The organism is Pseudomonas sp. SWRI99, from assembly GCF_014270125.1.
Classification (GTDB): Bacteria; Pseudomonadota; Gammaproteobacteria; order Pseudomonadales; family Pseudomonadaceae; genus Aquipseudomonas; species Aquipseudomonas hamedanensis.
This window is the reverse complement of sequence record NZ_JABWQR010000018.1, coordinates 61,177-73,045: the sequence shown is the minus strand read 5'-3', so window position 1 is coordinate 73,045 and position 11,869 is coordinate 61,177. Positions and strand designations below refer to the sequence as shown.

At 60.6% G+C, this 11,869-nt stretch carries 12 protein-coding genes; 4 read left to right on the top strand and 8 right to left on the bottom strand.

The genetic code is table 11. The features are described from left to right. Nucleotide 1: 1 nt before the first annotated feature. The gene (locus tag HU743_RS16180) at nucleotides 2-1,237 is read right to left on the bottom strand and encodes a 3-methyl-2-oxobutanoate dehydrogenase (2-methylpropanoyl-transferring) subunit alpha (RefSeq protein ID WP_007952906.1); all 1,236 of its coding nucleotides are present in this window, start codon (nucleotides 1,235-1,237) and stop codon (nucleotides 2-4) included. A gap of 185 nt (nucleotides 1,238-1,422) precedes the next feature. Between HU743_RS16180 and bkdR the strand changes: the two genes are divergently transcribed. Further along, nucleotides 1,423-1,911, top strand: a complete 489-nt coding sequence (bkdR, locus tag HU743_RS16175) for a Bkd operon transcriptional regulator BkdR (protein ID WP_016775196.1) — start codon at nucleotides 1,423-1,425, stop codon at nucleotides 1,909-1,911. Nucleotides 1,912-1,997: 86 nt separating this feature from the next. Here bkdR and HU743_RS16170 read toward each other — a convergent pair whose 3' ends face one another. Beyond that, nucleotides 1,998-2,861: an MBL fold metallo-hydrolase gene (locus HU743_RS16170; protein WP_186649755.1), complete on the bottom strand. Its 864-nt coding sequence runs from the start codon at nucleotides 2,859-2,861 to the stop codon at nucleotides 1,998-2,000. Nucleotides 2,862-2,953: 92 nt separating this feature from the next. On the opposite strand from HU743_RS16170, the gene HU743_RS16165 reads away from it, so the two are divergent. The 3 genes from HU743_RS16165 to HU743_RS16155 all read left to right on the top strand — a co-directional run bounded on the left by HU743_RS16165 (nucleotide 2,954) and on the right by HU743_RS16155 (nucleotide 5,514). Next, on the top strand, nucleotides 2,954-3,295 hold the full coding sequence (locus HU743_RS16165) for a metalloregulator ArsR/SmtB family transcription factor (RefSeq protein ID WP_016775194.1): 342 nt from the start codon (nucleotides 2,954-2,956) through the stop codon (nucleotides 3,293-3,295). Between the two features lie 164 nt (nucleotides 3,296-3,459). Then, the gene (locus tag HU743_RS16160; RefSeq protein WP_186649753.1) at nucleotides 3,460-4,704 is read left to right on the top strand and encodes an FAD/NAD(P)-binding oxidoreductase; all 1,245 of its coding nucleotides are present in this window, start codon (nucleotides 3,460-3,462) and stop codon (nucleotides 4,702-4,704) included. Between the two features lie 9 nt (nucleotides 4,705-4,713). Then, nucleotides 4,714-5,514, top strand: a complete 801-nt coding sequence (locus HU743_RS16155) for a sulfite exporter TauE/SafE family protein (protein ID WP_186635634.1) — start codon at nucleotides 4,714-4,716, stop codon at nucleotides 5,512-5,514. A 112-nt stretch (nucleotides 5,515-5,626) separates the two neighbouring features. Here the strand turns inward: HU743_RS16155 and HU743_RS16150 are convergent, their stop codons facing one another. From HU743_RS16150 to HU743_RS16125, 6 genes are all read right to left on the bottom strand, one after another. Then, nucleotides 5,627-6,907 carry a TRAP transporter large permease gene (locus tag HU743_RS16150; RefSeq protein WP_186551867.1) on the bottom strand — a complete coding sequence of 427 codons (1,281 nt, stop codon included), beginning with the start codon at nucleotides 6,905-6,907 and terminating at the stop codon, nucleotides 5,627-5,629. Then, a complete protein-coding gene (locus tag HU743_RS16145) occupies nucleotides 6,907-7,434 on the bottom strand; it encodes a TRAP transporter small permease (RefSeq protein ID WP_186635632.1) in 528 nt (175 codons plus the stop codon). The genes HU743_RS16150 and HU743_RS16145 overlap by 1 nt, the downstream gene beginning before the upstream one ends. A gap of 74 nt (nucleotides 7,435-7,508) precedes the next feature. Beyond that, nucleotides 7,509-8,480: a TRAP transporter substrate-binding protein gene (locus HU743_RS16140; RefSeq protein WP_186635629.1), complete on the bottom strand. Its 972-nt coding sequence runs from the start codon at nucleotides 8,478-8,480 to the stop codon at nucleotides 7,509-7,511. A 61-nt stretch (nucleotides 8,481-8,541) separates the two neighbouring features. Then, nucleotides 8,542-9,435 carry an SMP-30/gluconolactonase/LRE family protein gene (locus HU743_RS16135; protein WP_186649750.1) on the bottom strand — a complete coding sequence of 298 codons (894 nt, stop codon included), beginning with the start codon at nucleotides 9,433-9,435 and terminating at the stop codon, nucleotides 8,542-8,544. Nucleotides 9,436-9,480: 45 nt separating this feature from the next. Further along, nucleotides 9,481-10,305: an NAD(P)-dependent oxidoreductase gene (locus tag HU743_RS16130; RefSeq protein ID WP_186649748.1), complete on the bottom strand. Its 825-nt coding sequence runs from the start codon at nucleotides 10,303-10,305 to the stop codon at nucleotides 9,481-9,483. 266 nt (nucleotides 10,306-10,571) lie between these two features. Then, nucleotides 10,572-11,867, bottom strand: coding sequence for an OprD family porin (locus tag HU743_RS16125; protein ID WP_186551872.1), 1,296 nt, complete (start codon nucleotides 11,865-11,867; stop codon nucleotides 10,572-10,574). Nucleotides 11,868-11,869 lie beyond the last annotated feature (2 nt).

Here is an 11,869-nt window from a genome sequence, read left to right as displayed (position 1 = left end):
GTCAGATTCCCAACTGCTGACGCTGGCGCTTCAAGTGCTCCGGCATCTCTTTGTAGACGTCTTCGAACATGGTCGCGGCGCTCGGAATCTGGCCACCGGCGAGGGTGCCGTACTGTTCGGCCTGTTTCTGCGCAGCAATCACTTCGGCTTCGAGTTCGGCGCTGACGGCGGCGTGCTCTTCTTCCGACCAGTGGCCAACCTTGATCAGGTGCTGTTTCAGGCGTGCGATCGGATCGCCGAGGGGGAAGTGGCTCCAGTCGTCGGCGGGGCGGTATTTGGACGGATCGTCGGAAGTCGAGTGCGGGCCGGCGCGGTAGGTGACCCATTCGATCATGGTCGGGCCGAGGTTGCGGCGGGCGCGTTCGGCAGCCCAGGCCGAGGCCGCATAGACCGCGTAGAAGTCATTGCCGTCGACACGCAGCGAGGCGATGCCGCAACCGACGCCGCGTCCGGCGAAGGTCGTCGCTTCACCGCCGGCGATGGCCTGGAAGGTCGAAATCGCCCATTGGTTGTTGACCACATTGAGAATCACCGGCGCCCGATAAACGTGAGCGAAGGTGAGGGCGGTGTGGAAGTCCGATTCGGCGGTGGCGCCGTCACCGATCCACGCCGAGGCGATTTTGGTGTCGCCCTTGATCGCCGAGGCCATGCCCCAGCCCACGCCCTGAATGAACTGGGTGGCGAGGTTGCCGGAAATGGTGAAGAAACCGGCGTCCTTGACCGAGTACATGATCGGTAGCTGCCGGCCCTTGAGCGGATCGCGCTCGTTGGACAAAAGTTGGCAGATCAGATCGACCAACGGCACGTCGCGAGCCATCAGGATGCTTTGCTGGCGGTAGGTCGGGAAGCACATGTCATCGATGTTCAACGCCAGGGCCTGGGCGCTGCCGATGGCTTCTTCGCCGAGGCTCTGCATGTAGAACGACATCTTTTTCTGCCGCTGGGCGACCACCATGCGGTTGTCGTAGATGCGCGTCTTGAGCATGGCGCGCATGCCCTTGCGCAGAATCTCGACCGGCACGTTTTCGGCCCACGGCCCGAGGGCGTTGCCCTGATCGTCGAGTACGCGAATCAGGCCACGGGCGAGGTCGGCGGTATCGGCCGGTTCTACATCGATGGAAGGCTTGCGCACCGTACCCGCATCGGTCAGATGCAGGTAGGAAAAGTCGGTTTTACAGCCGGGACGGCCCGAGGGTTCAGGGACGTGCAGGCGCAGCGGTTCGTACGCTTGGGTCATGGCTTCTACGCTCGATCTTGTGAATTTCTTGTAGTGAGCTGGCAGTCATTCCTGGGTAGAGGAAATCTTGTCCTACAACAATCATAGGCCCGGCGAAGAAGAATATTTTTCTCTGTTTCGTTGCGCTGGCGACCATTTGCAGATAGAAATTCTGCATAAACATAAAAAACAGGTGGTTTTGTCTCATGCGCAAACTGGACCGTACGGACATCGGCATTCTCAACAGCCTTCAAGAGAACGCGCGCATCACCAATGCCGACCTTGCCCGCTCGGTGAACCTTTCACCGACGCCGTGCTTCAATCGGGTCAAGGCAATGGAAGAGCTGGGCCTGATTCGAGAACAAGTGACGCTGCTCGACGCCGACCTGCTGGGGCTGCACGTGAATGTGTTCATTCACGTCAGCCTGGAAAAGCAGGTCGAGGAAGCGCTGCAGCATTTCGAGGAAGCGATCTCCGACCGCCCCGAGGTGATGGAGTGTTATTTGATGGCCGGCGACCCGGATTATTTGATCCGTGTGCTGGTGCCGAGTATCCAGTCCTTGGAGCGCTTCATGATGGATTTTCTGACCAAGGTTCCGGGAGTGGCGAACATCCGCTCAAGCTTTGCGCTGAAGCAGGTGCGCTACAAGACCGCGTTGCCGTTGCCGGCTAATGGGCTGACGTTAGGCAATTGATACGACTGACCTGCAGACGCCGATCGTTCCCACGCTCCGCGTGGGAACGATCAGTTGGCGCTGCTGGAGGCTGCGTTGTCGAACCGTCAGAGTTTGTTGAGCGGGATCTTCAGGTAAACCACACCGTTGTCTTCCGCCGCCGGCAGATTCCCCGCCCGCACATTGACCTGAATCGCCGGCAGCAGCAGCGTCGGCATGCCCAACCCGGCGTCGCGCTTCGTACGCATCTCAACAAACGCCGCTTCATCGATCCCGTCATGCACATGAATATTGCTTTTGCGTTGCTCGCCGACCGTGGTCTGGCATTGCGAAGCGCGTCCTTCGGGCGGGTAATCGTGGCAAACGTAAAGCTTCACGCTCGCCGGGAAGGCCAACAGCTTCTGGATCGATTTGAACAGTTGCTGCGCGTTGCCGCCGGGGAAATCACAGCGCGCCGTGCCGACATCGGGCATGAACAGCGTGTCGCCCACCAGAATCTGCTCGCCGTCGATCAGGTACGCCATGTCCGCTGGCGTATGGCCGGGCACGTGCAGGGCGGTGGCTTTGAGGTTGCCGATCATGAACGACTCGTTCGGCGCGAACAGGTGATCGAATTGCGAGCCGTCGACGCGAAACTCCGGTTCCAGGTTGAACAGCGCCTTGAACACGTTCTGCACCTTGCTGATCGATGCGCCGATGGCGATTTTGCCGCCCAGTTCCCGGCGCAGGTACGGCGCGGCGGACAGATGATCGGCGTGGGCGTGGGTTTCCAGCAACCACTGCACTTGCAATTGATGCGCACGGACGAAGGCGATGAGCTTGTCCGCCTGCGCTGTGCAGGTGCGACCGGCGGCACCGTCGTAATCGAGGACCGGGTCGACGATCGCGCATTGCCCGCCATCGTCTTCATAGACCACGTAACTGTAGGTCGAGGAGGCGGGGTCGAGGAACGCTTCAATCAGGGCGGGCATGGCAAAAACCTGTGCAGAGGAATTCAGGGTTGCAACACTTTATGTAAAAACATAATGTTCGCAGCTTAAGTGACCTTCAAGGCCTCGTGCAAATGCAATCCAGTCTGACCGAATGTGAAGTCGCCCAACTGCGCGCCTCGGCCTCCAAGGCCTGCGCGCTGCTCAAGGCCCTGGCCAATGAGGATCGCCTGCTGATTCTGTGTCAACTGACCCAGGGCGAACGCAATGTTGGCGAACTGGAAAAGATGACCGGCGTACGCCAGCCAACGCTGTCCCAGCAGCTGGGCATCCTGCGCGACGAGGGGCTGGTCGCGACCCGCCGTGAAGGCAAATACATTTTCTATGGGCTGGCCAGTCATGAAGTGATCCAGGTGATGAAGACCCTGTCGGGGCTTTATTGCGGAGCGGTGCTCAAAAGCTGGGAACAGCCATAAATGCCAGCTATCACACGCCCCTTGTAGGAGTGAGCCTGCTCGCGATAGCGGTGTGTCAGCCAACACATTCATTGGCTGTTTCACCGCTATCGCGAGCAGGCTCACTCCTACAAATGGATTGTGTGAAGGCTTAGAAATCTTGCGTGCAGCAAAAGGAACAAGCAATGAACGATCAACACTGGGGCCCATCCATCAGTGCGGACATCGTGGTCATCGGCGGCGGGACGGCCGGCATCGGTTTTGTCGCCAGCCTGCTCAAGCGTGACCCGCACCTTAACGTCACCGTGATCGAACCGAGTTCACAACACTTCTACCAACCGGCGTGGACGTTGGTCGGCGGTGGCGCCTTTGATGTGAAAGACACCGTCAGGCCGATGAGCAAAGTCATGCCGCGCCAAGCGACTTGGATTCAGGCCAGCGTCAGCGCCATTGATCCGGACAAACGCCAACTCACCCTCAATGACCAACGCACCATCGGCTATCAAAACCTGATTGTCTGCCCCGGCCTGCGCCTGGCCTGGGAGAAAATCGAAGGCTTGCAGGAAAGCCTCGGCCAGTACGGCGTCACCTCCAACTACAGCTATCAACACGCCCAGTACACCTGGGATCAAGTGCAGAAACTGCGCGATGGACGAGCCTTGTTTACCCAGCCAGCGATGCCGATCAAATGCGCGGGCGCGCCGCAAAAGGCGCTGTACCTGTCCTGCGACCACTGGCGCAGATCCGCTGTGCTGCACAACATCAACGTTGAATTCAATCTGGCCGGCGCCGCGCTGTTCGGTGTGGCGACGTTCGTGCCGCCGCTGATGAAATACATCGAGAAATACAACGCGCAACTGGCCTTCAACTCGAATCTGGTCAAGGTCGACGGCCCGGCGAAAACCGCGTGGTTCGAGGTCAAGGACACCGACGGCAACGTCAGCCGCATAGCGAAAACCTTTGATTTGCTGCACGTCGTCCCGCCGCAGGTCTCGCCGGATTTCATCGCGCAAAGTCCGCTGGCCGACACCGCCGGCTGGTGTGAAGTCGATCCGCACAGCCTGCAGCATCTGCGATATCCCGAGGTGTTCGCGCTGGGCGATATCTGCGGCACCAGCAACGCCAAAACCGCTGCGGCGGTGCGCAAGCAGGTCGTGGTGGTTGCGCAAAATCTCCTGGCCTTGCGCAAGCAGCAACCGCTGCCACTCAAGTACGACGGCTACGGCTCCTGTCCGCTGACGGTGGAGAAGGGCAAGGTGATCCTCGCTGAGTTCGGCTACGGCGGCAAACTGCTGCCGACTTTTGCACTGGACCCGACCGTGCCCCGGCGCTCGGCGTGGTGGCTGAAAGCGACGCTGCTGCCATGGTTCTACTGGAACGGCATGCTCAAGGGCCGCGAATGGCTGACGCGTGTGTCCAAGGTCGATTGAGATAACCCTATGTTGCTGGCAAGTCTGTTTGGCGTGGTGATGGGGTTGGTGCTCGGTTTGACCGGGGCCGGCGGCGGGATTCTCGCGGTGCCGGCGCTGGTGCTCGGCCTCGGCTGGACGATGACCCAGGCCGCGCCCGTGGCGCTGTTTGCGGTCGGCAGTGCGGCGGCGGTCGGCGCCATCGATGGTTTGCGTCATGGCCTGGTGCGCTATCGCGCGGCGTTGTTGATTGCGGCCCTCGGCGCGGTATTTTCGCCGCTTGGCATCTACTTCGCGCATCAGTTGCCGGAAAAAATCCTGATGATCCTGTTCAGCCTGCTGATGGTCATGGTCGCCTGGCGAATGTTCAGGAAAGAGCGTCAGCAAGCAGGACCGAGCGATCACGGGCACGCCAGTTGGGGTCAGAAAAACTGCATGCTCAACGAGCAGACCGGGCGCTTTGACTGGACCGCCAAGTGCACCGCCACCCTGGCAGCGCTGGGTGCGGTTACCGGCGTGGTGTCGGGGTTGCTGGGTGTCGGTGGCGGGTTCCTGATCGTGCCGGCGTTCAAGCAACTGACCGACGTGCAGATGCGCGGGATCGTGGCGACGTCGCTGATGGTGATCAGTCTGATTTCGGCGATCGGGGTGGTCGGCTCGTTTCACGCCGGTGTGCGGATCGACAGCCAGGGAGCGGCGTTCATCGTTGCCAGCGTGGTCGGCATGATCGTCGGACGCCAGTTGTGCGCTCGGGTGCCGGCGCGGGCGTTGCAGGTGGGGTTTGCGAGTGTGTGTCTGGTGGTGGCGGGGTACATGTTGTTGCAGGCATGAAGCAAAACCTGTGGCGAGGGAGCTTGCTCCCGCTGGACTGCGCAGCAGGCCCTTAAAGAGCGGCCGCTGCGCGCCCGAGCGGGAGCAAGCTCCCTCGCCACAAGTCACATTGTTACAGGACCAGATGCGGTAGCCACAGCGACAGGGCCGGGACGTAAGTCACCAGCATCAGCACCAGGAACAACACGGCGTAGAACGGCAGCAGTGCCTTCACGGTACTTTCGATGCTGACCTTGCCGATGGCGGAGCCGACGAATAGCACCGCGCCCACGGGCGGCGTTATCAGTCCGATCCCCAGGTTCACCAGCATGATCATGCCGAACTGCACCGGATCGACACCGATGTCCAGAATCACCGGCATCAGGATCGGCGTGAGGATCAGGATCAGCGGCGCCATGTCCATCACCGTGCCCAACAGCAGTAACATCACGTTGATGCACATCAGGATCACGTAGCGGTTGTCCGACAGGGTCAGGAACATGGTGGTGATCTTCGCCGGGATCTGCATCAGCGTCATGATGTAGCCGAAGCTGGCGGCGAAGCCGATCAGGATCATCACGATGGAGATGGTGCGCACCGTGCGATGCATCAGCTTGGGCAGTTCACGCCACTTGTAGTCGCGGTAGATGAACATGGTCACGAAGAACGACCACAGCACGGCGATAGCGGCCGATTCGGTGGCGGTGAAGACACCGGAGAGGATACCGCCGAGGATGATCACCATCGCCATCAGGCCCCAGAGGGCTTCGCCGACGATTTTCAGCGCCTGGCGCATCGGGATCACTTCACCCTTGGGGTAGTTGCGCTTTTTCGCGAAGATCAGGCACAGCACCATCAGGCATGCGCTCATCAGCAAGCCCGGCACGATGCCCGCCATGAACAGCGAGGCGATCGAAACCGTACCGCCGGCTGCCAGCGAGTAGAGCACCGAGTTGTGGCTTGGCGGGGTCAGCAGGGCCTGCACCGAACCGCTGACGGTCACGGCGGTGGAGAAATCCCGTGGATAGCCCTTGCGTTCCATTTCCGGAATCAGCACTGAACCCACCGAAGCGGTGTCGGCCACCGACGAACCGGAAATCGCGCCGAAGAAGGTCGAGGCGACGATGTTCACCAGTGACAGGCCGCCACGGACGAAACCTACCAGCACCCCGGCGCACGCCACCAACCGGCGGGACATGCCGCCTTCGGCCATGATCGCGCCGGCCAGTACGAAGAACGGAATGGCCAGCAGCGAGAACTTGTTAACCCCGCCCGCGACCTGAATCATCACGGCCTGGAACGGGATGTCGATCCACCATGCACCGATCAGGGCGGCGGCGCCCAATGCGTAGGCGACCGGCATGCCGATCAGGATCAATACGATAAAACTGCCCAGCAGAATCAGAGCGTCCATTAAACGGCACCTTCACTTTCTTCAACCAGATCGAACTGCACGACCCGACGTTTGCTCTGGTCACCCAGGAAGAGTTTTTCCAGGACAAAAACCAGGGTCAGCAAACCGCCCACGGGAATCGGCAAATAGGTCACGCCCACCCGCAGGGTGGGCAGGGACGCCATGAACTGGTTCCAGGTGGACATGCACAACTTGAAGCCCCAGATCGTCATGAAGATGCAGATCAGGGCCATCAGCAGTTGGGAAAAAATCGACGCTGCGCTGCGCAGGTGCGGCGGCATGCGATCGGTCACCATCGCCACCGCCATGTGCGCACCGGCGCGGTAGCTGGCAGCGGCGCCAATGAACGTGAACACGATCATCAGCAGGATGGCCGTAGGCTCCGGCCAGCTCGAGCCGGTGCCCAGCACGTAGCGGGCAAACACGCCCCAGGGAATCATCAGGGAGACTGCCAGAACGGAAAGGCCGGCCACCCAGATGCACGTCATGTAGATCTTATCGTTGATACGCAGCAGCAAATTCTTCATCGGGTTTCACCGTAACCGGGCGCGCCTCGAACATCAGGCGCGCCGGGCCTTTTTCATAAGTACAGAGCGGGAGGTTACTGAACGGCTTCGATTTTCTTGATCAGGTCGGCATACGGCGCGCCGTACTTGGCCCGCACCGGTGCAGTGGCGTCGTAGAACGGTTTTTTGTCGACGGTGATGAACTCGACGCCGGCGGCCTTGAGTTTTTCCTCACTGGCGCTGGACTTCGCGTCCCACAACACGCGCTCTTCAGCCTGGGCAGCCTTGGCGGCTTTCTTGACCAGGGTCTGTTGATCCGGGGTGAGTTTTTCCCAAGTGATTTTCGACATCACGATTGGCTCTGGCAGGATCAGGTGGCCGGTCAGGCTGTAGAACTTGGCGTTCTGGAAGTGGTTGTGTTCGAGCAGGGTCGGCGGGTTGTTTTCCGCGCCGTCGATCACGCCGGTCTGCAGGGCGCTGAAGATCTCGCCGGTGTCCATGGCGATACCGTTGGCGCCCATGGCGTTCATCATCTCGATGAACATCGGGTTGCCTTGCACGCGGATTTTCATGCCCTTGAGGTCTTCGAGCTTGCGCACCGGTTTCTTGGTGTAGATGTTGCGCGTGCCGCCGTCCATCCAGGCGAGGGCCACCAGACCAAATTCCGAGTTGGTGATCTTGTCGAGGATTTCATCGCCCACTGCACCGTCGATGACGTTGCGCATGTGCTGGTGGTCTCGGAAGATGAACGGCATGTTGAATACGTTCACGTCCGGCACCACCGGGCCGACGATCCCCAGACTGACCCGGGACATCTGTATCGCGCCGACTTGCATCTGTTCGATGACTTCTTTTTCAGAACCCAGCACACCGCCTGGGAAGTACTTGAAGGTCAGCTCGCCGTTGGTCTCTTTGGTCAGCGTCTTGCCCATGTTTTCTTCCGCCACCGTGGTCGGATAACCCTTGGGGTGGATGTCGGCGACTTTGAGTTCCAGTGCCTGGGCGGCGCCAGCGAGGGTAAACATCAGCGGAAGCGCAGCGGCGAGCAAGGTGCGTTTGAAGTTCATGGGGGTGAGTCTCCAGTCTTGTTATTTTTGTGTTCAAGGCGCAGCGGTGCAGCAGAGGGTTTTAAAGCAAATCGTTGAATTCAGGTTCGGCGAGGCCTTTGACGCCGGGCTTCAAGGCGAACACGCCGCCGGCCAGGGACTGCGGATCCTGACCGTCGCCAGGTCGAATCGAGGCGACGAACAAGGTGTCCATGTCGCGCCCGCCGAACGCACACATGGTCGGTTTTTTCACCGGCACTTCCAGTGAGAAATCGAGGCGGCCGTCAGGGGCGAAGCGGTGGATCAGGCCGGCATCGTTGGCGCAGATCCAGTAGCAGCCTTCGGCATCCACGGCGGCGCCATCGGGACGGCCGGGGAAGTGGTTCATGTCCACAAACACGCGCCGATTCGACGGCGTGCCGGTCTCGGTGTCGTAATCGAAAGCCCAGATCAATTGCACGTCGGGATGCGAATCCGACAGGTACATGGTTTTGCCGTCAGGGCTGAAACCCAGACCGTTGGGCACGATGAAACCGTCAAGTTGCGCTTCGACCACGCCAGTCTGCCCGGCGCTGTAGCGATAGAGCCGGCCTTCAGGCGCGTTCAGGCCCATGTTCAAGACCATGCTGCCGGCCCAGAAACGGCCCTGACGGTCGCAGCGACCGTCGTTGAGGCGCATGTCGGGGCGGCTGTGGTCGACGGTCGCCAGCAACGTGGCGTCCAGGCTGCCGTCGCTGTGCGGATGCAAATGGAAGAAACCGCTTTCCATGCCGGCGATCCAGCCGCCCTTGCTGTGCCGGGCGATGCAGGCGAGCATTTCCGGGGTTTTCCAGGAGTCGACGTGCCCGGTATCGGCGCTCCAGCGTTGCAGCCCGCCGTTGGGGATGTCGACCCAGTACAGCGCGTTTTCCTGCGGCACCCAGACCGGGCTTTCACCGACCGCGTTGCGGGCGTCGACGATCAATTCGGCTTGCATACTCATTCCCTTGGCTTTTTGTTGGAGGGGGATCAAGTCGAGTGGTCAGTCGCCGAACGGGCCTGCTGCAACGAAGGCGCCGCCCTGATAGATCCGCGCCGGATCATCCTCGGCCGGCATCGGCTGCGCTTCGACCTTGTCGCGGAATACTTCCGAGGTGTCGCGGGCTTCGAAGCCGAGGTGGCTGGCGTAGCGGTTGTCCCACCAGACGTCCTTGTTGGCGGACATGCCGTAAACCACGGTGTGGCCGACATTTGGCGTGTACAGCGAGCGTTCGAGCAGTTGCGTGAGATCGTCGAAGCTCAGCCAGGTGTGCATCATCCGGCGGTTTTGCGGCTCGGGGAACGAGGAGCCGATGCGGATGCTGACGGTTTCGATGCCATAGCGATCGAAGTAAAAACTGGCCATGTCTTCGCCGTAGGACTTGGACAGACCGTAGTAACCGTCCGGGCGGCGCGCGGAAGTGGCGTCGAGCTTTTCGTCCTGTTTGTAGAATCCGATGACGTGGTTGGAGCTGGCGAAGATCACCCGCTTCACACCGTGCTTGCGTGCGGCCTCGTAAATGTGGAAAACGCCGCAGATGTTGGCGCCTAGGATCTCTTCGAACGGACGCTCAACCGAGACACCGCCGAAATGCAGGATGGCGTCGACACCTTCGACCAATTGATGCACGGCTTGCTTGTTGGCGAGGTCGCAGAGCACGACTTCTTCATGCTCGTCGGTCGCCGGGGCGAGGGCGGCGATGTCGGACAGGCGCAGCACGTTGGCGTAGGGGCGCAGGCGTTCGCGCAGCACTTTGCCCAGGCCTCCGGCGGCACCGGTCAGCAGCAGGCGGTTGAAAGGAGCGCGGGGGGTAGAAGTAGACGTCATGGCAATCCCTGAACACATTGTTATTAGGTTTGTTGTAGGTTGTCGTATGACTGCGCTGAAGTATCGGTAGGGTTTCCGGATCTTGTCAACGCGACTTTTGGTGTAGATGACGGAAGGGCCAGTCCGTTTTCCTTCCTTGCAACGCGATCCCATTGTAGGAGTGAGCCTGCTCGCGATAGCGGTGTATCAGTCAAGGAATATGTCGGCTGACACGACGCTATCGCGAGCAGGCTCACTCCTACAGGGGGTCGGTGTCGCCTCGGAAATTACAACAACGAAATCGGATAGCTGATGAAGATCCGGTTCTCGTCAAATTCGTTGGTGCTGAAGTCGCGGCGGATCGTCGCGTTGCGCCATTTCACGTTCAGGCTCTTCAATGGGCCGCTCTGCACGGTGTAGGCCAGTTCCGACTCGCGCCCCCACTCCTTGCCATCGCTGGTGGTGGCGGTGTGCACGTTGTCACCGCTGATGTAGCGGTTCATCAGGGTCAGGCCAGGCACGCCAAGGGCGGCGAAGTTGTAGTCGTGGCGCAGCTGCCAGGAGCGCTCTTTGGCGTTGTCATAGCTGGCGTTGTAGCTGTCGTTGGCCAGGGTGCCGCCGCTGGTGCCGTTGACGCGCATCCAGCCATCGTCGCCAGTGAGTTTCTGCAGGCCGACGTAGAACGTGTTGCCGCCATATTTGGCCGAGAGCAGGGCGAATGCGGTTTTGTTGTCGAGGTCGCCGGCCTGGGCGCTGCCGTCTTCCTTGCCGGTGAAGAAACCGAGGTTGGCGCCCAGCGTCCAGTCGCCCATCGGCTGGCTGTGGCTGAGGTTGAAATACTGCTGCTGATAGATATCAGTGAGTTCGGCGTACCACACGCCGACCATGGTGCGCTTTTCATTGAAGCTGTATTCGCCGCCGCCGAAGTTGAAGCGGTCGGAAGTGAACGCGCCGCGGCCGTTCATCGACATGTCTTCCATGCTGGCGTCGTTGCGCGGGCTGTTGCCGCGGAACTGGCCGCCGTAGACGGTCAGGCCGTTGATCTCGGTGGAGGTGATCTGGCCGCCGCGAAAGGTCTGCGGCAGCGAGCGGCCATCGTCGGAACGCAGGATCGGCAGCACCGGCATCCATTCGCCGACTTTCAATTCCGTTTTCGACACCTTGGCTTTCAGCGCCACGCCGAGACGGCCGAAGTTATCGGCCGGACGCCCGTCATCGTGGATCGGCAACAGCTGCGTGCCGCCCGTGCCTTTGCCGCCATCGAGCTTCTGCGAATACATGCCAAGGATGTCGAGACCGAAGCCGACGGTGCCTTGGCTGAAGCCGGATTTGGCATCGAGGATAAAGTTCTGCGTCCACTCTTCGGCCTTGCCCTGCGGGTTGGCCGGGTTGACGAAGTTGCGGTTGAAATAGGCGTTGCGCAGGTTCAGCGTGGCTTTGCTGTCTTCGAGAAAGCCCTCGGCTTCGGCGCTCATTGGCAAGGCAAAGGCGAGGCTGCTGCAGCCGACCAGGCTCAAGGTGGAACGCGTGCGAATGGCGGTAAAGCGGGAAGGGCGGACGGAATTGCGGGCGAGTGTGCTCACTG